General features: G+C 45.3%; 24 protein-coding genes and 1 CRISPR repeat array. Of the genes, 14 read left to right on the top strand and 10 right to left on the bottom strand.

The genetic code is table 11. The annotated features are described in order from the left end of the window. Positions 1-84: 84 nt before the first annotated feature. Both QUA00_RS31055 and QUA00_RS31050 read right to left on the bottom strand, forming a co-directional pair. Entirely contained in the window at positions 85-651 is a 567-nt protein-coding gene (locus QUA00_RS31055; RefSeq protein ID WP_333412251.1) for a hypothetical protein, read from the bottom strand. A gap of 173 nt (positions 652-824) precedes the next feature. Beyond that, on the bottom strand, positions 825-2,189 hold the full coding sequence (locus QUA00_RS31050) for an ATP-binding protein (RefSeq protein ID WP_333412252.1): 1,365 nt from the start codon (positions 2,187-2,189) through the stop codon (positions 825-827). Between the two features lie 97 nt (positions 2,190-2,286). On the opposite strand from QUA00_RS31050, the gene QUA00_RS31045 reads away from it, so the two are divergent. The 4 genes from QUA00_RS31045 (at position 2,287) to ftsH4 (ending at position 6,172) form a co-directional block, all read left to right on the top strand. Next, on the top strand, positions 2,287-2,547 hold the full coding sequence (locus QUA00_RS31045) for a hypothetical protein (protein ID WP_333144129.1): 261 nt from the start codon (positions 2,287-2,289) through the stop codon (positions 2,545-2,547). Between the two features lie 87 nt (positions 2,548-2,634). Further along, a complete protein-coding gene (locus QUA00_RS31040) occupies positions 2,635-3,480 on the top strand; it encodes a M48 family metalloprotease (protein ID WP_333144130.1) in 846 nt (281 codons plus the stop codon). Between the two features lie 112 nt (positions 3,481-3,592). After that, positions 3,593-4,066, top strand: coding sequence for a tryptophan-rich sensory protein (locus tag QUA00_RS31035; protein WP_333144131.1), 474 nt, complete (start codon positions 3,593-3,595; stop codon positions 4,064-4,066). Between the two features lie 231 nt (positions 4,067-4,297). Further along, positions 4,298-6,172 carry an ATP-dependent zinc metalloprotease FtsH4 gene (gene ftsH4 / locus QUA00_RS31030; protein ID WP_333412250.1) on the top strand — a complete coding sequence of 625 codons (1,875 nt, stop codon included), beginning with the start codon at positions 4,298-4,300 and terminating at the stop codon, positions 6,170-6,172. Between the two features lie 226 nt (positions 6,173-6,398). On the opposite strand, the gene QUA00_RS31025 is transcribed toward ftsH4, so the two are convergent. Both QUA00_RS31025 and QUA00_RS31020 read right to left on the bottom strand, forming a co-directional pair. After that, a complete protein-coding gene (locus QUA00_RS31025) occupies positions 6,399-7,058 on the bottom strand; it encodes a Uma2 family endonuclease (protein WP_333144133.1) in 660 nt (219 codons plus the stop codon). Between the two features lie 235 nt (positions 7,059-7,293). Then, positions 7,294-8,670: an NB-ARC domain-containing protein gene (locus tag QUA00_RS31020; RefSeq protein WP_333412249.1), complete on the bottom strand. Its 1,377-nt coding sequence runs from the start codon at positions 8,668-8,670 to the stop codon at positions 7,294-7,296. A gap of 264 nt (positions 8,671-8,934) precedes the next feature. Here QUA00_RS31020 and QUA00_RS31015 point away from each other — a divergent pair, with 264 nt between their 5' ends. The 3 genes from QUA00_RS31015 to QUA00_RS31005 all read left to right on the top strand — a co-directional run bounded on the left by QUA00_RS31015 (position 8,935) and on the right by QUA00_RS31005 (position 10,535). Next, complete coding sequence (locus tag QUA00_RS31015; protein WP_333412248.1) at positions 8,935-9,486, top strand: hypothetical protein; 552 nt, start codon at positions 8,935-8,937, stop codon at positions 9,484-9,486. Between the two features lie 220 nt (positions 9,487-9,706). After that, positions 9,707-9,916, top strand: coding sequence for a hypothetical protein (locus tag QUA00_RS31010; RefSeq protein ID WP_333412247.1), 210 nt, complete (start codon positions 9,707-9,709; stop codon positions 9,914-9,916). A 94-nt stretch (positions 9,917-10,010) separates the two neighbouring features. Beyond that, entirely contained in the window at positions 10,011-10,535 is a 525-nt protein-coding gene (locus QUA00_RS31005) for a hypothetical protein (protein WP_333144137.1), read from the top strand. Between the two features lie 94 nt (positions 10,536-10,629). On the opposite strand, the gene QUA00_RS31000 is transcribed toward QUA00_RS31005, so the two are convergent. From QUA00_RS31000 to QUA00_RS30990, 3 genes are all read right to left on the bottom strand, one after another. Then, a complete protein-coding gene (locus tag QUA00_RS31000) occupies positions 10,630-11,148 on the bottom strand; it encodes a DNA-binding protein (protein WP_333144138.1) in 519 nt (172 codons plus the stop codon). Continuing rightward, positions 11,145-11,591 carry a DUF6932 family protein gene (locus QUA00_RS30995; RefSeq protein WP_333267386.1) on the bottom strand — a complete coding sequence of 149 codons (447 nt, stop codon included), beginning with the start codon at positions 11,589-11,591 and terminating at the stop codon, positions 11,145-11,147. The genes QUA00_RS31000 and QUA00_RS30995 overlap by 4 nt, the downstream gene beginning before the upstream one ends. A gap of 127 nt (positions 11,592-11,718) precedes the next feature. Beyond that, complete coding sequence (locus tag QUA00_RS30990; protein ID WP_333307976.1) at positions 11,719-12,618, bottom strand: M48 family metalloprotease; 900 nt, start codon at positions 12,616-12,618, stop codon at positions 11,719-11,721. Between QUA00_RS30990 and QUA00_RS30985 the strand changes: the two genes are divergently transcribed. From QUA00_RS30985 to QUA00_RS30970, 4 genes are all read left to right on the top strand, one after another. Further along, positions 12,606-12,848 carry a hypothetical protein gene (locus tag QUA00_RS30985; RefSeq protein WP_333144141.1) on the top strand — a complete coding sequence of 81 codons (243 nt, stop codon included), beginning with the start codon at positions 12,606-12,608 and terminating at the stop codon, positions 12,846-12,848. The two genes, QUA00_RS30990 and QUA00_RS30985, sit on opposite strands and share 13 nt — an antisense overlap. Before the next feature lie 83 nt (positions 12,849-12,931). After that, positions 12,932-13,153, top strand: coding sequence for a type II toxin-antitoxin system VapB family antitoxin (gene vapB / locus QUA00_RS30980; protein WP_333144142.1), 222 nt, complete (start codon positions 12,932-12,934; stop codon positions 13,151-13,153). A gap of 1 nt (position 13,154) precedes the next feature. Then, positions 13,155-13,541, top strand: coding sequence for a type II toxin-antitoxin system VapC family toxin (locus QUA00_RS30975; RefSeq protein ID WP_333412246.1), 387 nt, complete (start codon positions 13,155-13,157; stop codon positions 13,539-13,541). Positions 13,542-13,552: 11 nt separating this feature from the next. Then, entirely contained in the window at positions 13,553-13,681 is a 129-nt protein-coding gene (locus tag QUA00_RS30970; protein ID WP_333412245.1) for a hypothetical protein, read from the top strand. Positions 13,682-13,834: 153 nt separating this feature from the next. Here the strand turns inward: QUA00_RS30970 and QUA00_RS30965 are convergent, their stop codons facing one another. From QUA00_RS30965 to hemE, 3 genes are all read right to left on the bottom strand, one after another. Next, the gene (locus QUA00_RS30965; protein ID WP_333412244.1) at positions 13,835-15,427 is read right to left on the bottom strand and encodes a B12-binding domain-containing radical SAM protein; all 1,593 of its coding nucleotides are present in this window, start codon (positions 15,425-15,427) and stop codon (positions 13,835-13,837) included. A gap of 760 nt (positions 15,428-16,187) precedes the next feature. Further along, positions 16,188-17,153, bottom strand: coding sequence for an NAD(P)-dependent oxidoreductase (locus tag QUA00_RS30960; RefSeq protein ID WP_333412243.1), 966 nt, complete (start codon positions 17,151-17,153; stop codon positions 16,188-16,190). A gap of 475 nt (positions 17,154-17,628) precedes the next feature. Next, on the bottom strand, positions 17,629-18,693 hold the full coding sequence (hemE, locus tag QUA00_RS30955; RefSeq protein WP_333412242.1) for a uroporphyrinogen decarboxylase: 1,065 nt from the start codon (positions 18,691-18,693) through the stop codon (positions 17,629-17,631). Between the two features lie 331 nt (positions 18,694-19,024). Beyond that, positions 19,025-19,730: a CRISPR direct-repeat array (repeat unit 36 nt; unit sequence CTCCCCACTCGCTGGGGAAACTAATTGAATGGAAAC). 711 nt (positions 19,731-20,441) lie between these two features. Between hemE and QUA00_RS30950 the strand changes: the two genes are divergently transcribed. The 3 genes from QUA00_RS30950 (at position 20,442) to QUA00_RS30940 (ending at position 22,873) form a co-directional block, all read left to right on the top strand. Beyond that, the gene (locus QUA00_RS30950) at positions 20,442-20,648 is read left to right on the top strand and encodes a hypothetical protein (RefSeq protein WP_333412241.1); all 207 of its coding nucleotides are present in this window, start codon (positions 20,442-20,444) and stop codon (positions 20,646-20,648) included. A 492-nt stretch (positions 20,649-21,140) separates the two neighbouring features. Then, positions 21,141-21,413 (top strand): hypothetical protein, encoded by a 273-nt coding sequence (locus QUA00_RS30945; RefSeq protein WP_333144149.1) that lies wholly within the window; start codon positions 21,141-21,143, stop codon positions 21,411-21,413. Positions 21,414-21,775: 362 nt separating this feature from the next. After that, on the top strand, positions 21,776-22,873 hold the full coding sequence (locus QUA00_RS30940; RefSeq protein ID WP_333412240.1) for a HAMP domain-containing sensor histidine kinase: 1,098 nt from the start codon (positions 21,776-21,778) through the stop codon (positions 22,871-22,873). The last annotated feature ends 250 nt before the right edge of the window (positions 22,874-23,123 follow it).

Below are 23,123 nucleotides of genomic sequence, written 5' to 3'. Positions count from 1 at the left end.
AGTCAACAGTCAACAGTCAACAGTCAACAGTCAACAGTCAACAGTCAACAGTCAACAGTCAACAGTCAACAGTCAACCGTTAAACTAATTCAAAACTACCTTGCCATCTTCCTGAATTTGCAGCGATTTTGTATCAGCGTCCAACTCAGTTGTCGCGCCGAAACTGACTTGCAACATTCCCGGCATCGCGGTTGCTTGGGGGCGAACCAGCAGCAATCCGCCGTCTGGGCGCTGGTAAGTGAGGGTGATTGGCACTTGGATGGTTTTCAGCAAAATTTCCGATTGTTCGCCCAGAGTGCGCGGCTGGGTGACGCCTACGATTTGATAATTGATGACCGCATTGGTGGTATTCACCAGTTTAATTACTATCATGCCTTCGGCAGGCGTAACTCGCGCACTGGGCATGGGGAAGCGGGCAGGCGCGTCTGTTGGTGTAGAGGGCATCCCGCTGAGGCCCGGACTCGCAGCCGGAGTTGGTTCGCTGACGGGTTCTTCAGTGGCTGCGGGAGTCTCTGCAGGTTGGGAAACGGGTTTTCCTTGTTGGGGCGGTGGGCCCCCGGCCTGGGAAAGTGTTGCGAGACTAACGAGTAAACCTCCGCAGGTGGCTGCTAGCAAGCTGATTTTTTTAAACGGTAGATTGTGGCGAAACATAAATAACTCCTCACAAGTTCGATCGAGGTTGTCCAACAAAGTTCATGTTAATCTATGCGGGAATTGAATTTTAATAGCTTGGTTTGGGCGCGAGGTAAGAAGAATCAGGCTTGAGGGGTAGATTTTTTTTTAACCGCAGAGGGCGCAGAGGGCGCAGAGGAGGAGGGGAAGTTTTAGAGGTGGGATGCTTCTGATTTGTGGGCGGGGAGGGTGACGGTAACGGCGGTACCTCGATCGACTTGGCTGTCAATGCGGATTTGGCCGCGGTGATTTTCGACAATTGCTTTGGCGATTGCTAATCCTAAACCGGAACCGGCGGCGCTGCGATGGGTTCGGGCGGGATCTACGCGGTAGAATCGATCGAACAAATGCGGCAGGGCTTCTGCGGAAATCCCGATGCCGGTGTCTGTTACTTTGATTTGCAGCGCTGGATTTAATATCGGCGAATTTCTTTTGTTTTTAGCAGCAAGTTGCAATTCTACTTCAATTTCGCCGCCAGAGGGCGTGTACTGCACGGCGTTGCTGACGATATTGGTAAACAGTCGGGCTAGTTGATCCCAGTCTCCCAACAGTGTAAAGTTGTCCTCAGCGTTGGGCAGATCGACAATTTCCAAAGAAAGAGAGAGATTTTGGGTAGTGGCGATCGCCTGTTGTTCTTCAATTACCTCCATCAGCAAAGCATCGAGGGGAACCTCAATCCACTGCTGCTGAACGATACCGCTGTCTTGTCTGGCTAAAAACAGCAAATCATCAACCAAGCGCCCCAAACGCCGCGTTAGGCGTTCGATAACTTGTAGCTGTTGATGCTGCTGCGGTTCGATATCCGGTTCCGCCAAAGCTACTTGGACGTTAGTTTGAATAGTGGCGATCGGATTTCTGAGTTCGTGAGAAGCATCAGCGGTAAACTGTTTGAGACGCCCGTAAGACTCCCGAATCGGTGCCATCGCCAATCCCGACAGCAGCCAGCCAATAGCTGCAACGCAAATTAGAGTTAAACTCGCGCCCAAAATCAAATCGAGAATTAATTGGCGGATGGGTTTTGTCACTTCAAACCAAGGATGGCTGACTCGCAAATATCCCAGAACTTGGCGGCCGATTTGTACTCGCTGCGTTACTTGTCTGAGAGAATAGTTTTGATCCGACTGCAACTTATTATTAATTATCCAAACTGTTTCGCCGGTGCGGTTAGCGTGAATGGGAATATTCAGCGGTTCCGATAATGTAGACCACAGCAATTCGCCCGTAGGACTGAACCATTCTAAATCAATGTGGTCGTCTTCTACTGCATCGGTGCTATCTCGAAAACTCGCTTGAATATTAACTTGTAACTTAATTTTATCTTCTCTATTAGGGAAATTTAGCGGTTCGATAACGAGAGTTCGCTCTATTACTTCTACAACATGATTGAGGGTGTCGTCAATGCGATCGATTAAAGTAGTGCGGACGTATAAATAGAAACCAGTGGCGAATACAAGTAACAATACAGCAGTAACGGCAGTATACCAAATAGCGAGGCGGCGACGGGTAGCTTGAAACATATTGCGAAGGAAGTTCGGCAACGGATTGTGTAATTGATTCAACAGATTTAACTCATATGTTGCACCATTCTCAATTAGCCTTTTCTGAACAGGCAAGATGCCTGTTCCACAAGAAAATCTATTCTTTGTGGAACAGGCATCTTGCCTGTTGCTGACGCAAGATGCCTGTTCCACAAGAAAATCTATTCTTTGTGGAACAGGCATCTTGCCTGTTGCTGACAATGGTGCAACATCTCAGTTTAACCAATTTAATAACTATAACCTTCTTATCTTCTCTTCTTCTCTTCCTCCGTGTCCTTCGCGCCTTCGCGGTTCGTTAAAAAAAGCCTTGTTCGCAAATTATATCAAAAAACTCTAACAACTTTCCCTTCTTGATACTTCAGACAGATGTCGAGAGAGTAGTCACCCTAGTATTATAATCGCTAAACTTTTTAGGTAAAAGCCTGTGAATAAATTTTTATTTCGAGCCGCGATCGGGCTATTAATGGCATTTTTTGGGGCAATCACCTATTTTACAAACGACGTACAAAATCCGGTAACTGGAGAAAGACAGCGAGTGCAGCTTTCTCCCCGCCAAGAGATAGTTTTGGGATTGCAGGCGCGAGATAAAATGGCCGCGCAGCACGGGGGGCTTTATCCCAGCCAGAGTCTTCAGCAGTATCTCGATCGAGTAGGAGCACGAGTTGTCAACGGTTCGGCCGCGAAACAAGCGGGTTATCCGTTTGAATTCCACCTGCTGCGAGATGCCCAAACTGTCAATGCTTTTGCTCTACCTGGCGGACAAGTTTTCATTACCGCCGGACTCCTGGGGCGGCTAAATTCCGAGGCTCAGTTGGCCGCTATACTGGGGCACGAAAGCGGTCACGTTGTGGCGCGTCACGGTGCGGAACACTTGGCAAAACAGCAGTTGGGCAGGTCTTTGGTAACGGCGGTTGGAGTGGCTACTAGCGACGATCGCGGGGGCGGGCAGCAGGCAGCATTAATTGCTCAAGCTGTCAATCAAGTTGTCGGTTTGCGGTACGGTAGATCCGATGAACTTGAGAGCGATCGGCTCGGTTTTCGGTTTATGACCGAAGCTGGTTACGATCCTAGAGGTATTGTTGAGGTGATGCAAATCCTCGGTGCCGCTAGGAAGGGCGAAGCGCCGCCGGAGTTTTTGAGTTCTCACCCAAACCCGGAAAACCGAGTTCAAAAGTTGCAAGCTTTAATCGCGCAAAATTTCCCTAACGGGGTTCCAGCTAATTTGGTGTCTGGACGCGAAGAGTTTGCTAAAAATGTGTCGGGCGGTTAGCAATAATTGCATCGGGCTTTACAAAAGTTATTACTATAGGCGGATCTAAGTTCGGCTTTGATTTGACACGATCGACTTAATGAGCGATCGAGCAATTGGAAAGTTGAAAATCATGATTGAATCTTGGATGATTATCGGCGGTGTGACTTTCTCAGTCGCCTTCGGTACTCTGTTTTTTAAACTGCGCGATATTAACTGGGCCGTCAAACTTCAAAGACCGGATTGGATGTTTTTTGAGCCTGCTATTCCGTTAATTTGGACGGTGATTTTTGCTTGCGGGGCCGGCAGCGCTACTTTCGTGTGGGAACAGGAACCCAGTAGTCTCAAAACATGGCTGTTGATGGCTTTGTACTTGCTTTTAGAAATTGTCACAGTTGCTTATATTCCTGCTACTCTCAGAGCCAAAAGTCTCAAAGTAGGGACGATTTTGGGAGGGGCTGGCGAGATTTTGGGAGTTGTGTTGACGTTGGCTGTTTTGCCGATTTCTCAAACCGCCGCTTTGTTACTTTTGCCTTACGCGATTTGGGGTGCGATCGGCACTTATACCACTTGGGAAATGATTCAGTTAAACCCAGAAGCTGCATAAATATTCGGTATTCTGAGGCGCACCCTACATACTATAACGCTCTTCTCTTCTCTTCCTTCGTGTCCTTAGCGTCTTCGCGGTTCGTTAAAAAAAACATTGTTAATAATAGCACATCGGTGCTAGCGGGTTAACCCACCCGATAAAGTGAGGAAATCCGCTTAACAGTGTGTGGGTATTTGATGAGAAAATAGATGAATAAAACTGCTTTAAATCAAAGGATGACAGTTATCAATGGCCATTAAAGACCAGCCCCAACCACCTCGTTTTCGCCAAATTAGCAATATTTTGTTATTGCTCTCAAGTTTGTTTTTGCTGGCAAACATCTTTTTACCCAATTTGTTCGGCCCCCAAATTCCGCAAGTGCCTTACAGCTTGTTCGTCCATCAAGTACAAGAACAAGATGTAGTCAGAGCTTCAGTAGGTCAAAATGAAATTCGCTACCAACTCAAAGGCGAAGGCGACAAACCCGGTCAAGTGATCTCCACTACGCCGATTTTTGACCTGGAATTACCTAAACTTTTACAAGAAAAAGGCGTTGAATTTGCGGCAACTCCGCCAGCTAAAAATGGCTGGATCGGCAGTGTTTTAAGCTGGGTAGTTCCGCCGCTGATTTTTGTGGCTATTTTTCAATTTTTCATGAACAGGCAGGGTGGCGGGCCGCAGGGCGCGCTCTCGCTGGGCAAAAGCAAAGCTAAGGTCTATGTAGAAGGCGAATCGGCGAAAATTACTTTTGCTGATGTGGCTGGAGTAGAAGAGGCTAAAACTGAATTAGTCGAAGTTGTTGAATTCCTGAAAACTCCTGACAGATTTACGGCAATTGGCGCGAGAATCCCGAAAGGCGTGCTGTTAGTCGGGCCTCCGGGAACTGGCAAAACGCTGTTAGCAAAAGCAGTGGCTGGTGAAGCTGGCGTGCCGTTTTTTAGCATCTCCGGTTCGGAGTTTGTGGAACTGTTTGTAGGTGTTGGTTCTGCAAGAGTTAGAGATTTATTCGATCAGGCTAAGAAACAGGCTCCTTGTATTATTTTCATTGATGAATTGGACGCGATCGGCAAATCCCGCAGCAGTAACGCTAGCTTCGGTGGGAATGATGAGCGCGAACAAACTCTCAATCAATTATTAACTGAAATGGACGGTTTTGCGGCGGGCAATACTACGGTAATTGTGCTGGCTGCAACTAACCGCCCGGAAAGTTTGGATGCTGCTTTGTTGCGCCCTGGCCGTTTCGATCGCCAAGTTTTAGTCGATCGCCCGGATTTATCTGGCCGCGAAGAAATTTTGAACATTCACTCTCAAAAAGTGAAGTTGGGCCCGGATATTGACTTGAAGGCCGTCGCCACTCGTACCCCCGGTTTTTCGGGCGCAGATTTGGCAAATTTGGTCAATGAAGCTGCTTTGTTAGCTGCTCGTAACAAGCGACTAACTGTGGCGCAGGAAGACTTTTTTGAGGCGTTTGAGCGCGTTGTAGCTGGCTTGGAAAAGAAAAGCCGGGTGCTCAATGAAAAAGAGAAAAAGATTGTGGCTTACCACGAAGTCGGGCACGCGATGGTTGGTGCTGCACTGACCGGCGGCGGCGAAGTGGCCAAAATATCGATCGTCCCGCGCGGTATGGCAGCATTGGGTTACACGTTGCAAGTACCGACTGAAGACCGTTTCTTGTTGGATGAATCGGAATTGCGCGGTCAGATTGCTACACTGCTTGGAGGGCGATCGGCTGAGGAAGTGGTGTTTGGTAGCATTACTACTGGCGCTTCAAATGACTTGCAAAGGGCGACTGATTTAGCGGAACGGATGGTGACGACTTACGGGATGAGTAAGGTTTTGGGGCCTCTAGCTTACGATCGGGGTCAACAAGCAATGTTCCTCAATGACGGTATGGGAAATGCCCGCCGCGCGGTAAGTGCTCAGACTGCTGAGGCGATCGACCAAGAAGTGAAGGAAATTGTCGAAACTGCACATCAGCAAGCTTTGGATATTCTGAAAGCAAATCGGGAATTGTTGGAAACAATTACGCAGAAACTGTTGGAAACTGAGGTGGTGGAAGGTGACGCACTTCGCGAATTCCTCCGTCAAGTGCGGCCTTTAGATAAGGTGGCGGCTTCAGTTTAACAGGGTTGAATAGGACTTACCCATGAGAGTCCAGAAACCGGGTTTTTACGAGAAGACGCGCTGTAGGCGCAGATTCGGTAAAAAACCCGGTTTCTTTATTGGGAGTAGAGGCCCAGAAACCGGGTTTTTACGAGAAGACGCGCTGTAGGCGCAGATTCGGTAAAAAACCCGGTTTCTTGATTCGGAGTTCGTAAATCCTGTTTAATTAAACCGTTGTAGAGATAATTCAGCTTAAAATGTCCTCTGGATTTATCCCCATTTCTCGTAGTTTTTCAGATAGGCGATCGGCTTTTTGCTGTGCTTGTTCCATCTGTCTTGACAACTCCACATAAGACAAAAATTTCAGTCCGTCGGGACGATAAATTTCCAAGTCTCCCGATGCAGTTTCAAAACGTATCTCCAAACGCGGACTTACCCAACCTTCTATTGATTCAATATAGTTGAGTTCTCCGTCACTTCGCACCCAACCCATTAACTCATTATCCTCTGGAGCATAGATATAATATTCTTCGACTCCATAATTCTCGTAGAACTTAAACAGCTTAAACATTTCTCCCAGTCGGTTGCCGGGGGAGATGATTTCAAAGACAACTTGCGGCGCAATATTATCTTCAAGCCACTGTTGGTAGGAACCTCTGTCGCCTTTTGGTCTGCCAAAAGCTACCATAATATCAGGTGCTTGGCGTGTTTTGTTATCTCCTTCGACGGGATACCACAGCAAGTCACCTGCTACAAAGACATTTTCGTTGTCTTTGAATAAAGCATCTATGCCGCCTTGAATTTTTACAATTAATTGGAACTGTTTGGTGTTGTCAGACATTGGTTTTCCGTCGCTGTCTGGGTAGATGATTTCTGGCAAGGTTTGAGTAGGAATTGTTGCGGTCATGGGATGACTCCATTGCTAGCAGCATCAATTTATATTTTATATCTATTTTATATAGCAATCCTAAATCATTTGCATAATTATTGTAGGGGCTATCCCCCCGTGGTTGCCCGATAGATAGGGGGTAGGCACGGGGGCACTACCCCTACAAATTTATCTGAATCATTTAGGATTGCTATACGACTTACGCATTGAGCATAGAAACGGGGTTTTTATTGATATTGGTGCAACATCTCAGTTACAACCCTTTGATATACTGCCTGAATACAGGTGAAAGAGTGTAAAGACTTCCTTCTTTTTCTATCAAGCAGCGCCGCGATAAAGATTGGAGCGCGTTGAGTAAATCTGATGAGGATATTTGTCCTTTTTCTAGCAATTTTGCTAGGTTGACTGGCTGGTTTTCCCTAGCCAACAATGACATAACTTGTTTTTCTAGTTCGGAAGTGCGATCGTACTGCTGCTGTAAAACATCTTTCAAATCTTCCGGCAACAATATGGTATCATCTAGTAATAATTCTGTCGCGCTGATTCCCAACTCTTCAATCAGATTCGCCACACTTTTTAACCATAGGGGGTTGCCTTGGTAGCGGTGAATGAGTGCTTCACTGTTGTCGATTTCTTCTAACCCGTACTCTCTGAGAATTTCCCGTCCGGCTGCGATGTCTAAACCTTTGAGTTGTAAAGTGCGAATTGGAGTATTTGGGTTTTTAAATTGAGTCACTTCTCTGGGTTGTTCCCAACCGATTAGCAGAAAGCAGCTTTGATGGGAAAGTTTTTCTATCTGTTTGAATAGGGAGCGATATTCTTCATACTCTGGTTTATATTTTCCTGCCAATTCGCCGCTACAGAAAAGGTTGTGAACGTCATCTAAGACTACTAAACAGCGATGGTTTTGTAAATACTTAATTAGTGGTAAGCGTTTCTGGTTGGTTGGGGATAAATCTTGTTTTTCTGAATGCGAGAAAAACTGTATTAGTTTATGTTCAAATTCATCTGGGGTGTAGGATGCGTCGATGCTGCACCAAATGACGCATTCAAATTCATCTTTTATTTGCTGTAAGAGTTGGACTGCTAGGGATGTTTTTCCGATGCCACTGATGCCGGTGAGCGCGATCAGGCGGCTGCGTTGTTGTAGAATCCAGGTGGTGAGGGTGTCGAGTTCGGGGGTGCGATCGAAGAAATCACCCAACTCCGGCATTTCGCTTAAATCTTGATGTAGAGTTTTAGTTTGTTTTGAGTTAGCTGTTTCTTGATTAGGTGGGTGTGAGTTTGTTATATCTAGCGGGTATCTAGCTTCTCCACAAAAATTAATATTACGAACTCGAACGTGATCTTGTACAACATTTGAAAATAAGGAGACTTGCAATCTCTCCATTGCCGAGCGAAAATTTGTTTTACTAACATCTTCTCCCAACTCTTCAGAAAGTATCTGCCATAATTGCGAACCAACTTGCTTCACACTACTTTCAGAACAGTCAAAGTGTTTGGCTATGTGCTTGTATGTCTCGCGTTGTAGAGTTCCCCGCAGTACCGCTGCTTGTAAATCGTCAAGGTGCTTACCCGTTTTCTCGAAGACTATGCGATCGGCGATATTTAACATTTCTTTAATATTCATCTGGCAGGGAGATGCGAGAGTTTTGTGTATTGTAGCTCACGTTTGCCGGCCTTTTAGCACTTTTTTGTACAATTTTATACAAAAATAGATTAAACAGAGTGAGATCAGGGAAAGTTTGTAGACTAAATTGAACATTTTTTGACTAAACAAAGCCCTGATTTATAAAAACTATAGAAGAAGTATTAAAGAGTAAACCAGGGACTAAACGCTTGCCGTTTTATACACAGTCCTCCAATCGGTTATTAATTAGGAAGAAATAACTTTATGACACTCAAAATCTTAACTTTTATCTTAGGTAGCATCTTGCTTTTGATCGGCATTTTTGGAGGTGGTTTTCAGGTAAAAGAACTGAAAATACCTCAAATAGGGAAGTTTTCACGTTTTCTGGCAACGAGCTTAGGTATATTTTTCATACTGATAAGTATAGGTCTAGACGAACAGCCACCGACTCCGCCACCGTTCTCGCCACCGACTTCGCCACCGTCCTCGTCATCGCCTTCTTCATCTGGTCCGCGTATCTTCAGGAATAGACCTGTCTCTTTTAATTTGACAAATCAAACAAGTCGAAACATCGAAAGATTTTTTGCTTCACCTGCAAATGTCAATTCTTGGGAAGAGGATATATTAGGTACTGAGGTATTACGGCCTGGACAAAAGACAAAGATTACAATTCAAGATGGTCGTGAAGACTGTATGTATGACTTTCGGGCAAGATTAGGAGCCGCCCCAAATGGTAGTGTAGGACCTGGTGATATGATTCAATCTCAGATAAATATTTGCATCGATTTTCATGAGTGGGGATTTGTAGAAAAATGATTGTGAGTCCTGTTGTTTTAGCTATAGCAATCCTAAATCATTTGTAAAAATATCTAGGGGTAGTGCTACCCCTACTCCCCGTGCCTACCCCCTATCTATCGGGGCAACCACGGGGGGATTGCCCCTACAAGAATTACACGAATCATTTAGGATTGCTATATATTGATTATCTGTATAATGAGCGGGATGCCTAAGCTTGAAACATGCTCACCAAGATTGAGTGCAGCCGAACAAATTTTTCCACTCACAATCTTATCCATTTCCACCATTCCAAAGCGATGATTCTACAGAGAGCGATCGCCCATCGCGCATAAAGAGCGATCGCCCCTCACAGCAAATACCAAACAGCGCGATGATTCTACGAGTTGCGCGATCGCCCCTCACGCATCAAAAGCGATCGCATCCAATCAATGCAGGAATTACATTATGATTGGTCTGGCGATCGTTATGAAGCAGCCCTCGCCCAGACACAGAACGAATGGGAAAAAGTTTGATAGTTTAATTTACTCAACGGGAGAACAGAAATGGCATGGGTGTTTAGCTTATCGGCTGAATGTGGCACAAAGCAATCGGAAGCACAGCAATTTGCTCAATATTTCAATGAAATTTCCTGGGTGATCTCAAACGGTAGACATTCCCAATGTCGGGCAGAAATTTTTCAGGACATAGAAGAAAATTGGTGGTGTCGAGTTTGTCCAAGTGGCATCAGTGAGATTGGCATTGACACTCCAGAAAGTGCTTATTTAATGACGGAAATAGGTATATTTCTGTATCAGAGTTTGCGGTTTGCTCCACCGTTTCGGTATGCTTTAGTTGGTATGGAAGTAGATGAGTTTAGAACCTACAGCGAATTGATTGAAGAGCCTGCCTTGGTTTTTCCTGGATTGGTTTTAGCTGAAGCTGTTTGGCAAGCAACGGGAGCATCTTCGGTTTTTCGATCGTTCAGTCTTGGATATGTTTGGAAGCCCTATGAAGGTGAAGTTTATAGACCACTACTAGCATCACCGGACTTAAAGAACAAGCTGGATGAATTGCTGAGCGTGGGGTAAATCCTTTTAGTGGAGACCTCGCCCCCCGCCTATCTAATTTACACCCAACAAACCCAATCAACTCAGTAGTCTTCGCGATCGCACCCTCAAATCTTTAGGCGGTTTTACTTGCCTTCTTCTTTTTTCGATAGCGCGATTCTGCTATTGTTTGTTTGGTAAACTCTATTTCCTCAAAATCGACCTGCATCACAGCCGTCTTAAACTCCAGCCCCAAAACACAGCTAATTTCAAGGAGTTCCATATAACTAGCACCTTGATAATCTTTCTTCTCGTGTTCCTTAAGGCGTTCAGGGTCCATATCCAACCTTTCTGCTAGTTCTTCCACGCTGATTTTTGCTGCCATTCGAGCTTTAATTAAAGCATCTGATAGTTTATTGAAATTCTCAACTACAAGTTCGATCGGCTTACTCTTGTCCCACGCCATCAATCGTTCATATTCTGCTATTTCTTCGTGCAACTGATCCAAATGGCGCTGAATCGAACCTCTACCAGCATCCCATTTGAGGAAGTCCTTTCTTTTTGCTTCTTCATCCCGCTCCATTGCTGCTAGAGTTTTGTTGAATTTTTGCACCCAATCTTTGCTGACTCCGTACTCAAATTCATTTTTAATCACGGTTCCCACCTCATTAAATCGAGCGCTATAATTCCTTTCTTGTTTTGCCCTCTGTCGCTTTGAAAAAATTCAAAGGAATTTTCTCCGTAATTGCCTACAGGTTCGTCTGAGGGAAAAATCTCCCCTCGATACTTAGCTTTTTGGGCATTTCGATCCTGATGATTGAACAATCTAGGAGCATTGATTCTCAGATACTCCCTGTCTACAGTTTCTCTATCGTAACAAGCATCAAAATCATTAGGTTTGTCTTTGCTGGTAACAAAACTACCATCAATATAGATAGTTCTAGCACCTGCCGCTTTTAACTGAGTCATTGCCAGTTTCAACCCCTTTATCATGTTCTTTCTGGGAACAGTCGTACCAAATCTTTCCTCAAACTCCTCCCATTCGCACCAATGAACTCCCCGTGGTAGATTGCCGTTTTCATCGAATTCTGGAATCACTTACTCACACCCGCGCCGCAAATTAGTTGTGCGAGTCGATCGTACCACAGCTACCATTATAAACAAACAAAAACCAGGTTGGTTCAAACAACCTGGTTTTTCAATATTCTTGCTGCATTTTCGACGCTCAAATTCCGGGCACGTAAGCCATAACTGGAGTACCTTGCTGCTGCTGCTGCGCGATTTCCAAAAGGCGTTGAATGCGCTCCTCTGTCGGCGGGTGAGTGCGGAAAAGTGACTGCAAACCTTTAGTCGAAAAAGGATTCACAATCAGCAGCGGCGACATCGCAGGATTGCCGTGCATCGGAATTTCATGACCCATTTTCTCTAATTTTTGCAGCGCGTTTGCTAAGCCGATCGGGTTATTGGTAATTTCCACTGCACCGCTGTCTGCTGCAAACTCCCTGGTTCGAGAAATCGCCAATTGAATTACGGTTGCTGATAGCGGTGCTAAAATGATTAAAAACAGCAAACCAAACGGATTCGCGCCTTGTCTGCTATCCCGCGTTACCGGGCCGTAAAGCGCTCCAAAAGTCAGAATTCGCCCGACAAATGTAATTGCGCCGGCAATTGTTCCTGCAACTGCTTGAGTGAGGGTGTCGCGGTTGCGGATGTGTGTCAGTTCGTGCGCTAAAACGCCTTCCAATTCTTCGCGGGAAAGCAGCTTGATGATGCCTTCAGTAACTGCTATTGTCGCGTGTTCCGGGTCTCTTCCTGTGGCGAATGCGTTGGGAGATTGAGTAGGAACTAGAAAAATTTTCGGCACCGGAATTTGGGCTTTTTCGCTCAGCGATGCTACCATATCGTAGATTTCTGGTGCTTCGCTGCGGGCGATCGGCTGAGCGCGGTAAGCCATTAACGCGGCCGTGTCGGAATAGTACCAAGAGCTAAAACTTGAGAAGGCGGCTAGCGCTAAACCGATGTAAAGTCCTTGCTCGTTGCCGATTAAATAATAACTTCCTAAAACGAGAAGGCCGCTTAGGAGTCCTAAGAGAGCGGCGGTTCTGAGTTGATTTGTTCCTAACATGGCGGGTTGAGGGCGATCGCTATTTTGATATTTTTGAGCTTCTAATTAGATTTTCATATTTGGGGGCGATCGCGCCTCTATCTGCCGAAATAACTGCTGTCGCCAATAGTAGTATTTCAAGTTTTCAGTCAGAAACTGGGAATGCCTCTGGAGGCTCTCTCGCCTGCTCTCAAGAGGGGGTAGAGCCGCAGGATATGACATTTCCAGACTCTGCTTGGAAACTAGATTAAACGAGATAGCCATTCTAAATACCCTGTGACTGCAATTACGGTATAATTGGTGAATATGACATAGTAAAAATTCCACATAAATCATGACTATCGATATAGAGATTTTTCAAACTCTCGTCAAGATGCCAGAATCTCTCAAACAAGAGATATTGCATTATGCAAAATATTTACTTGAAAAACACGCAAAAACTGAATCATCTCAAGAACAACTTGAACAACCTCATGGTTATGGTAGTTGGGCCGGTCAGATCGTTATGTCTGATGATTTCGATGAACCGCTGGAAGATTTAAAGGAATATATGTAACATGAACTTCCTTTTAGATACTCATGCCTTTCTGTGGTATTTGCTTGGCGATTCCAATCTAGGTAGTAAAGCAAAAGAAGCGATCGATACTAAAACAGGTTTGTATTTTAGTATTGCCAGCCTTTGGGAAATCTCTATTAAAATCAAGGTCAGTAAGCTTCAACTGAATCGGCCATTTGAAGACCTGCCGAAGGAATTGCAATACATTAACGCTCAAATTCTACCAATTACATTTGAAGACACTGAGATTTACGCAGGTCTTCCTCTGCATCATCGAGATCCTTTCGATCGCATTCTGGTAGCACAGACGATGAATCATTCGCTGGTTTTGATTAGTCGTGATGAGGCTTTTGATGGGGAGCATCTCACCTTTGCAGCCCTCCGCTAGAAATTGGAGTTTTGAGGCAGGAGGCAGGAGGCAGGAGGCAGAAGGAAAGAGGCAGAAGGAAAGAAGAAGAAGGAAGGAGCCAGAAGAAGGAAGGAGCCAGAAGAAGGAAGGAGCCAGAAGAAGTATTTTTACAAATATGAGATGCTCCCTTTTGATGCTTATCCAATTCAGCGGGTGTGGTGATAAAAAAGGCAAAAATTTTATAAGTAAGCCCAGATAACAAAAGAGAATAGCCAGATACCCGACTTGTTTAAGAAGTCGGGTATCTGGCTATTAGGTAGAATTCTCGAACCCTAAACCGCTTCCACTTGCTTTTCCTCAACAGCAACAGGTTCTTGATATACAGTTTGAGACTCATTAGCCAAAAAGTCGGCCAATTGAGCTTCAATTTCATCCCGCACAATCTGGCGGTATTCGAGGAAATGCTCGTTGTGAGCACAGACGGTTAAATAGTGATCCCAAACCGCAGGATTCCGCTTGAGAATGCTGAACAAATGATGCCAGAACTTCCACCGAGTTTTGCGCTTGACTCCCTGCCGCCAAACCACAGTTAGCAGTGCTCGCAAGTCTATCCAACTGGGAACTCTTGCAGGTATCTTTGCTGTGGGTGCACCTAACATTAAGAAATGGCGATAAGTCCGGTCTAAATATTTCTCAGCATCGTACACTTCGCAGAATGCCTCGACATATTCGCGGGCAATATCTTCGAGAGGCCGCGTCGGAATGAAGTTCATCAAGGTAGTCTGGTTGAGGTTGCCAGATTTGTCGCGCAACCGCCCTTCTTTTGCTAGTCTGTGGGACAATGCAGTATGCGGCAAAGCTTGCAGCATTCCAAAGGTTGTGCTCGGAATAGCTGCTGCTTCGGCAAACTTGACAATCCGCTGACCGGCACCGGGTTTTTCCCCGTCGAATCCGATGATAAATCCGGCCATTACTCGCAAACCGGATTTGGCGATTAACTCTACGGATTCGATCAGGGAATTGCGGGTATTTTGGAATTTCTTGGTCATTTGCAGGCTTTCTTCATCGGGAGTTTCAATCCCTAGAAACACTGCATTGAAATTGCAAGCAACCATCATGTCCATCAATTCTTGATCTTGGGCTAAATCGATGGATGCTTCTGTGTTGAAAGTAAACGGGAATTTGTGTTCTTCTTGCCAGACTTTTAAGTCTTTTAGCAACAGTTTGACGCTGCGTTTGTTGCCGATAAAGTTGTCGTCTACCATGAACACGCCGCGTCGCCAGCCCAAGTTGTAGAGACAGTCTAATTCTGCTATCAATTGTTGGGGGTTTTTGGTGCGGGGTTTGCGGCCGTAGAGGACGATGATATCGCAGAATTCGCACTGGAAAGGACAGCCTCGGGAAAATTGAATTGACATTGAGTCGTAGGCGTCTAATTCCAGCAAATCGAAGCGGGGGACTGGGGTTGTGGTAACATCGGGTTTTACGCCGTCCGATCGATAAATTCCGCTTTTTTCGCCGCGCCCTATTGCTTCGACAAACATCGGCAAGGTGATTTCGCCTTCGTCGAGAATCAGGTAATCTATGCCCGCTGCTTGAGGTTCTTCGGGTACAGAGGTGGGGTAAGGGCCGCCACAAGCTACGGATTTACCGCGCCGTTTTGCTTCGCGAATTATGTCTAGCAAATCTTCTTTTTGGACAATCATTGCCGAGAGAATAACGAGCTCTGCCCATTCCCATTCTGCTTCGGTGATTTGTCTAATATTGCGATCGACTAACTTAAATTCCCATTCTTGGGGTAAAATAGCTGCTACCGTTACCAAACCCAGCGGTGGCAGCAGCACTTTACGATCGACTAATTCTAGGATTTTCTCGTAAGACCAAAATGTTTTCGGAAACAGCGGGTAAACTAAAAGAACTCGCATTATATGTTAAACCTCACCAAAAAACTGGGTCTGAAGCCCCGTCCTTATAGGACGGCTTTACATTGAATTAAATCCCCTTTCGGGGTCGGAGAGGGAATTTTATGCAACCTCTCCGATTTTTAGGGAATGGTTGCCCCAAACTCCCATTTCTGGGGTAAAGTTAGCTTCGACAAAGTTATAAAGGCTTGTTAGGCTAGCAGCACTGTCGAGCGTGACCTTAAGACTGTTTAACCACTAGCGACAGAGCAAGGGACTAGCTTCGCATCCCAGGGTGTCGTGACCTAAATAACGTAGCTATTTAAAGCTTAGTCTGGTCAGAATGGCCTGTTAGATTTCTCTTTCAAGCCTCACGCCTTTAGGCTGAGGTTTCTGACGTTAAGGCTAAAATTACGATCTTGCACTCGATCGAATATCTGGCGAGGGGTGACACCCCCTAAGACCAACAAAATGAGCGCAATTTTTAGCTTGCAGTTCCCTGTTAAAGTGTGCAAATGCTGATATCTTATCCTATTTGACCCTTAATTGACGATAATCGCATTTAAAAAGCATGGGACTAAGGCAAAAAAGAATTTGAAACACTAGACTTGAATAGCATAAAGAATTAGGGATGGGCTAGAAGCCCATCCCAAAAATTGTTTTTCTTGTGGGATGGGATTTGAGAAGCGCAAAAATAATTAGGGACGGGCTAGAAGCCCATCCCACAATCTTTCTTGTGGGATGGGCTTCTAGCCCGTCCGATTATTGGTGCGGAGTGTACGGACTAATTTGAATCTTTGCCTGGAATCCCGCTAGTTCTTAACATATCGGCAACTGTGCCGCAGTAACTCGGCATTCCTATGCTTTCGGGATTCACAAGATTTTGATAGGTAAAATGGCGGTAGCTGATGCAAAATCTATCCCAAGCAGCCACCTGAATTCGGAACAGCCAAATAAAGAAATCGGCTAGCCAAGGTGACAGAGTAATCCTAAAAAATATCTTTTTATTCAAATACTGGCAAGCTTGTTCTACCACTTCGTTAGCTGTAATCGCCGGATTTCCTAGCACAAAATGTCGCGGTTCCTCGGAAGCAGGCGGATGTTCAACTAAATAATTAACTACTTTGGCAATATCTGCGCCGTGGATGAAGTGAAAACTGCCATCTGCCTTAAACCAGCGAATCAAACCAATCCATTTTGCCACAAGTGGCAGGCCAGATGACAAGTGAGAGACTGGTTTGTCTGCGTCTCCTCCCAATACTAATGTCGGGTAAAGTGCCGTAATTGGAGGCACATTTTTTAAGGCAGACAAATGCACCATGCAGTTGTATTTTGAGCGAATATAATCTGTCCCCAGTTCCCCGGCTTCTTTTAGCAAATTGTTGTCTCGACCCAGAATACTGGCAGTTGAAAAATAAATTACTTGTTGGCAAGTCTGTGGCGAAAGTAGTTGAATTAGCTGGAGAGTTTTCGTTACGTTAACATCAAAAACCTCTTGAGTTCCTCCCCAAGCAGTAGCTGCTACAATTGCTACATTTATTGTTTGGAGAAGTTCGGCAAATTGCTCGATATCTCGCATATCGCCTTGTAATATATGGATGCCGGGGCGGGCTTTCCAGTCGAATTTTAATTTTTCGGGGTTGCGAACTAAGAGGTAAAGTTCGTGGTTTGTTTCTTGAATCAAAGTTTCGGCCATGTAGTGACCGATACAGCCACTTGCACCCGTTATGAAAATTTTTTTGGCGTTCATTTTGCAGAAGGGGAAGGGGGGGACGGCAAGGGGGAGAATAGGGCTGTTTCATTCTCCTGCAATCTGCCAGGGGTTTCAACCCCTGGCTAATAGCAAAAGTCGGTTGAAACCGACTGAAGAGCACCATTGTTAATAAAGGGCTTTTTTGTGGCTGGGGGCGGGTTTATTTAACCTGTCTGCACTCTTTAAAGCTATTGGTGAACCCGCCCCTACGGGATGTTTTATTGGCAAGGGTGCTCTTCGGTGAGTTAAAACTGAGATCTTGCACCATTCTCAATTAGCCGTAGGGGCGGGTTCGCTAACAGCCTTAAAGCTTGCAAATAGGTTCTATAAACCCGCCCGACCCCACGAAAAATCCTCTTATTGATATTGCTGCAAGATGTCAGTTAAAACCGACTGAAATATTAATCTTTAGTCCTCTTAAGAGGACTTTAGCTATGAGACAGGGGTTGCAACCCCTGTCGGATTGTCGGACTCAAGCAGCAACTGCAAGCAATTTGTCGGCTTGTTTTGCCGTTTCAAAGAAGAAACGCACGTTGTCTTCGGGAGTTCCCGGTAACACGCCGTGTCCCAAGTTGAGGATGTGTCCGCGCGGGCCCGCTTTGCGAATTGTATCAAGAATTCGATCGCGAATAAACGGTTGAGAACCAAACAACACGCCCGGATCGAGATTTCCCTGAACGTTCATATTGGGGCCCAAACGTCGGCGCGCGTCGGCCATGTCAACCGTCCAATCGACGCTGATGATATCGGCGCCGGATGTTGTCATGCGTTCGAGGAGGCCGGCGCTACCGGTGACTAACAGAATTAGTGGGGTGTCGGGATGGGTTTTTTTGACTTGCTCAAACACCTGTTTCTGGTAAGGTAAAGCGAAGGTGTCGTAGTCTTGCGGAGACAGTTGCCCGGCCCAGGAGTCGAACATTTGCACTACTTGCGCGCCGCAGTCGATTTGATAGCGCACGTAAACGGCGATCGCATCTGCGAATTTTGAGAGCAACTGATGCAGTAAAGTTGGATCGGAAAATGCCATGTTTTTGATGATGGCATAATCCTTAGAACCTTTGCCCTCAACGGCATAGGCCGCCAGCGTCCACGGCGCGCCGACAAAGCCGAGCACGGTGGATTTGTTGCCGACTTCCTCGCGCAGGGATTTCAGGATTGTTTTGATAAACGGCAAGCTTTCTTCCGGGTTCAGGGGTTGCAGGTTGTCGATTTGCTGCTGAGTGCGGATGGGTGAGTGGATAATCGGGCCTTTGCCTTCGGCGATGTCCATGTCAATACCCAAACCGGGCATGGGTGTGACAATATCGGAAAACAGAATTACGCCGTCGGGTTGAAACGCGCGCCACGGCTGAAGGGAAACTTCGATCGCAACTTCGGGAATTTCGGAACGTTCGCGAAACGAGGGATACTTTTCTCGCAAATCTCGATAAGCCTTCATGTAGCGGCCGGCTTGACGCATCATCCACACGGGCGGGCGGTCTAGGGTTTCGCCGCGGGCTGCCCGCAACAACAAGGGAACTTCATTTAATACCGACATTTTAACTTTTCTCTACCTTAGATATTTCAATGCCTTTGGTAGCTTACCACTGTGCGATCGTCCTTTTTGACAAAAAATTCATCTGTCAGCGGGGAGGGAGATGAGGGGAGTGGCTGAGTTCGATTTGGGGGAGTCGGAGTCAGGTTGGTTGCGAGGCTGGCGGTAAATTAGCTGAAATGACATTTTTGCGTCGTGAGCCTCGCAGCATTGCTGGGCAAGGGTTTCATGGATTATTTGTGAGCGAACACAGGTGTGATTTCCATGAAAAATGCTTGAGCCTCGCAAATTGCCTCTGGACACTTTGCGCTGTAATAGGGTGTAAGATGGAGGTCTCCCCACTCGCTGGGGAAACTAATTGAATGGAAACATTACTTTTAGTTTCCCAATTCATAAATATTACCTCTTAAACTCCCCACTCGCTGGGGAAACTAATTGAATGGAAACTTAGAGTTTGGTCCATGTCCGCAACTAAAAGCATTGTGACTCCCCACTCGCTGGGGAAACTAATTGAATGGAAACTTAATAGGTAAAGTTGTAGATAAAGAAGATAACCTCCCCACTCGCTGGGGAAACTAATTGAATGGAAACCCAAACCCTACCAGATCCCGGATTTTAGTAGTTTGTACTCCCCACTCGCTGGGGAAACTAATTGAATGGAAACTTGACCTCAGCTACTTTTTTACTTACAAACCGAGCGCCGACTCCCCACTCGCTGGGGAAACTAATTAAATGGAAACGCAAAATTATCAGCAGTAAACCGATCGTCTGATGGATAATTTCTCCCGACTCGCTGGGGAAACTAATTGAATGGAAACTTGTTCGCCACGCGACGGAGACGTATTTTCCGGCAACCACTCCCCACTCGCTGGGGAAACTAATTGAATGGAAACTGAGAGGTCTCGAAGGAACTGTCGCCAGTCAGTATGTCCCCACTCGCTGGGGAAACTAATTGAATGGAAACAGCCACATAAGGCTCAGGACTAAGCGTATATCTAACCGAAGTCCCCACTCGTTGGGGAAACTAATTGAATCGAAAAAGTAGGGGCAATTCATGAATTGCTCCTACTTTTTCTTTGATCTACCCATGCCTAAGATAGGATGAAAAAAGTTCTACAAGACTTACGGAAGGGTGATTAGAAACCGGGTTTTTGCGAAATACTTCGTTACAGCCCACAAATTTGGTAAAAAACCCGGTTTCTTTGGTTTTGCGGATGAAGAAAGTTCTAGAAGGCAGAGTAGCGCTGGGAAGTTATTTATGCAAACAATCTTTTTTGTATATAAATCATCATTTTGGCGAGATTATCCAACACTTTGATTGCCTGATTTTCTAAATAAAAAAAGTTTTAAACGTCTATCATGACAGTCTATCGAAGACTCTATTTCTGAGCTAATATTGCATCGTAATCCCCATGACTCCCTATCCAAAACCAGACAATTGGGGGTTTCGATGATGTTGTGCTATTGCTGGGCTGTCTCTCTTTTGAGTGCGAATTTCCTAATGCTAGGGCTGGCATTAATGACTATGGCACTGGGAGCATCTCAATGAAAGCAGCCAGCTAGAAATTGGAGTTTTGAGGCTCTCTTGCTGCGGGGCAGAAGGCAGGAGGGAAGAGGAAGAAGGAAGGAGCCAGAAGAAGTATTTTGACGAATATGAGATGCTCCCATAGCACTGCGCTGTGGTTGACGGGAATGTTGATGAGTACGATCGGCTCTGATTACTTTCCGAAACCAGCCCAAGGAGGGGTGCTTTGTTTTTTGCTGGCGTTGTGTGCGATCGCGTATGCAGTTATTTGAGAGCCATGCTGGCTACATTTTTTCTGAGTCAGGATGCTGAGAGCGATCGAGCAGAAATAGCGGGTACAAAATCTATTCAAGCTCTGCAAACAGAAATTACTGCACTGCTAACAGAGGTTCAAGCCTGCTTCACGAAAAGGTTGAGAGCTGTGAATTGCTGACTTTTGATTTGAGCATGAGGTCGATCGCTCTCGATGCGATAGTATAAAAAAGATTATGTCTGTCCAATTATAGATAATATTCTCATCTAAACTATTCCAAGCGAGAGAGGATATTTAAATTTATTAATTTTACTATAAAACTACTGTATAACCCCTCACGGCAAAAATATTTAGAATAATGACAAAAATAACCCGGATAAATTCATGAATGGGAATCAAGAAAACCAACTTTCTCAAGCATAAACAAGCATAAACCTGATGTTTAAATGTTGTTCAAGAGCGCGGACAGTTTTTCTAGGTCTGAATGGCTTATTTACTAAATACTTTGAGCCACGGCGGATAATTAAATCAATGTCATCTCCCCTCCTGACTTGCATTTAAGTTGACTTTTTTATGCTTCTTGTTCTGTAAAGCTTGTAGTATCGTTCCCAAAACTGTCTACAGTATTTACTGTTAACCTAGTTCTGTTTATTACATTGACACGAGAAACTCATGGAAAACACATTGTTCGATCGCACATTCCGGGACAGCGAAGGCAAAATTGTTATAGCTCAGATGCCAAATCTACCACTGAGCGTGGGGATTGTAGCTAGTTTATTAACGCTCATAGTTACAACAGGTAAAATTAATTTAGGGTTGGAGCTAGTAGCCTTTGGCTCTTTGTTTACTTGGGCTTGGGAAGAATTATTTCAAGGCGTTAATTACTTTCGTAGAGCATTAGGTCTGATTGTGCTTGTTGGTCTAATTGCGTGGAAACTTCAATAAGTACGTAAAAATCAATAAATCCTATCGACCATGACCTTACCTCAAAAATCTACGCAAACTCTTCTTTTGTTCTTGGCATGACTACTCAAGTTTCAGATGTACAGAGTAGCTCGCGCTGAGGCGATGAGCTTGATTGCTCTAGCATTCTCTCCTCTTTCTTGAATACCGCACTTGTAGGGAGTAGTATTAATATCATGGCGGGTTTAGTTCCTTAATCACAGCAAATTTCACCTTTATAAAGTACCCCCCAGAAGCCGAGTTTCAGCACGAAACTCGGCTTCCGGGGGGTACTTCACTTATATTATCGGGAAAGTCCTGTATAATGCTTTCTCAAGAGCCACTCATGCAGAAAATCAGAATCGATGTCGAACGAAGCGTCTGACCGTCTTAAAGAAAATGCTGAAAAAATTATGGGGATGTGGGAGAAGCGGGCGCGTGATGAAGTCGGTGCATCAACGCATCAAAATTCTCTTGTCTTGCAAGATTCCCTACCTCTGTACTTAAACCAACTGGTAGATGAACTCTCAAACAGAATTGTCAGGACACCTGCCCGAATCACAGCCGACGAGGTAGAAAGTACGCGGATTGGCAAGCTGCATGGGCATGAACGGGCGGGGTATGCTGACTACTCCATGACTCACCTCATTTTCGAGTATCACCTCCTCCGTCAAGTAATATTTCAAGTTTTAGAAGAAGAAGCACCTTTAGGAGTGCAGGATCGAGACATTATTATCGCCTCCATCGAGCAAGTCGTTAATGACGCCGCCACTCAATTCTCCGAAACGCTGCGAGATATTCAAGAATTATTTATGGTGACGCTAACTCACGACCTCAGAAATCCCATCAATGTCGTAAAAATGGGAACTCAACTAACTCTGCGGCGGCTTGAAACAGGAGACAGCCATAGGGATGTGGCGACGAGGATGCTCAGTGCGATCAATCGGCTGGATTCGATGATTCAAAATCTGCTAGATGCGAGTCGGCTGCGGGCAGGGCAGAGCTTAAAGATTGAATTTGAAGAATGCGATTTTGAGATGCTAGTCCAAGAGGTAGTAAACGATTTGAGATTCGCCTATGGAGAGCGGTTTATTGTGGTTTCTGACCCTGCTATCAGGACTTTTTGCAGCCGTAAAGAAATACGGCGGGTGATTGAAAATTTAGCAATTAACGCTGTGAAATATGGTGCGCCTAGTACGCCGATTACACTCACGCTCCAGCAAACCCAAACGCAGGTCAGCCTTACTATCCATAATGAAGGCAATCCGATCGCCATAGACGCTCAATCCATCCTATTTCAACAATTTCGTCGAACCATTTGTGCCCAGGAGCAAACCGGCTGGGGATTAGGATTATTTTTAGCAAAGAGTATTATTGAAGCCCATAAAGGGACACTTGCGGTTGAAAGTGCAGAGGGCAAGGGGACAAGCTTTATTATCACTTTACTAAAGGTTATTGTTTAGTTCGGGACATTAAGATTAACAATAAAAATAAGGGATAAAATAATGAATTCACAGTCAATATTTTCGCGCCAACCCACAGATCAGGTGTTTCAGCACACACACTCTAAATTACAGAATTAATAAGCCGTCAAGATGCGAAACACAGCCTGAGCGAGTACGCTTGGATCGATATGTATAGCAATCCTAAATGATTCAGATAAATTTGTAGGGGTAGTGCTAAGAGTGCCTACCCCCTATCTATCGGGCAACC

It is taken from the genome of Microcoleus sp. T2B6, from assembly GCF_036700475.1.
GTDB lineage: Bacteria > Cyanobacteriota > Cyanobacteriia > Cyanobacteriales > Microcoleaceae > Microcoleus.
The sequence above is the reverse complement of the archived record's forward strand: the minus strand, read 5'-3'. Positions and strand labels throughout refer to the sequence as shown.

Bases quoted from the DNA above. Each gene is read 5' to 3' on its own strand.
- QUA00_RS31055 (WP_333412251.1), bottom strand. From the start codon at position 651: ATGTTTCGCCACAATCTACCGTTTAAAAAAATCAGCTTGCTAGCAGCC.
- QUA00_RS31050 (WP_333412252.1), bottom strand. From the start codon at position 2,189: ATGTTTCAAGCTACCCGTCGCCGCCTCGCTATTTGGTATACTGCCGTT.
- QUA00_RS31045 (WP_333144129.1), top strand. From the start codon at position 2,287: ATGCCTGTTCCACAAGAAAATCTATTCTTTGTGGAACAGGCATCTTGC.
- QUA00_RS31035 (WP_333144131.1), top strand. From the start codon at position 3,593: ATGATTGAATCTTGGATGATTATCGGCGGTGTGACTTTCTCAGTCGCC.
- ftsH4 (WP_333412250.1), top strand. From the start codon at position 4,298: ATGGCCATTAAAGACCAGCCCCAACCACCTCGTTTTCGCCAAATTAGC.
- QUA00_RS31025 (WP_333144133.1), bottom strand. From the start codon at position 7,058: ATGACCGCAACAATTCCTACTCAAACCTTGCCAGAAATCATCTACCCA.
- QUA00_RS31020 (WP_333412249.1), bottom strand. From the start codon at position 8,670: ATGAATATTAAAGAAATGTTAAATATCGCCGATCGCATAGTCTTCGAG.
- QUA00_RS31015 (WP_333412248.1), top strand. From the start codon at position 8,935: ATGACACTCAAAATCTTAACTTTTATCTTAGGTAGCATCTTGCTTTTG.
- QUA00_RS31005 (WP_333144137.1), top strand. From the start codon at position 10,011: ATGGCATGGGTGTTTAGCTTATCGGCTGAATGTGGCACAAAGCAATCG.
- QUA00_RS30990 (WP_333307976.1), bottom strand. From the start codon at position 12,618: ATGTTAGGAACAAATCAACTCAGAACCGCCGCTCTCTTAGGACTCCTA.
- vapB (WP_333144142.1), top strand. From the start codon at position 12,932: ATGACTATCGATATAGAGATTTTTCAAACTCTCGTCAAGATGCCAGAA.
- QUA00_RS30975 (WP_333412246.1), top strand. From the start codon at position 13,155: ATGAACTTCCTTTTAGATACTCATGCCTTTCTGTGGTATTTGCTTGGC.
- QUA00_RS30965 (WP_333412244.1), bottom strand. From the start codon at position 15,427: ATGCGAGTTCTTTTAGTTTACCCGCTGTTTCCGAAAACATTTTGGTCT.
- QUA00_RS30960 (WP_333412243.1), bottom strand. From the start codon at position 17,153: ATGAACGCCAAAAAAATTTTCATAACGGGTGCAAGTGGCTGTATCGGT.
- hemE (WP_333412242.1), bottom strand. From the start codon at position 18,693: ATGTCGGTATTAAATGAAGTTCCCTTGTTGTTGCGGGCAGCCCGCGGC.
- QUA00_RS30945 (WP_333144149.1), top strand. From the start codon at position 21,141: ATGGAAAACACATTGTTCGATCGCACATTCCGGGACAGCGAAGGCAAA.
- QUA00_RS30940 (WP_333412240.1), top strand. From the start codon at position 21,776: ATGTCGAACGAAGCGTCTGACCGTCTTAAAGAAAATGCTGAAAAAATT.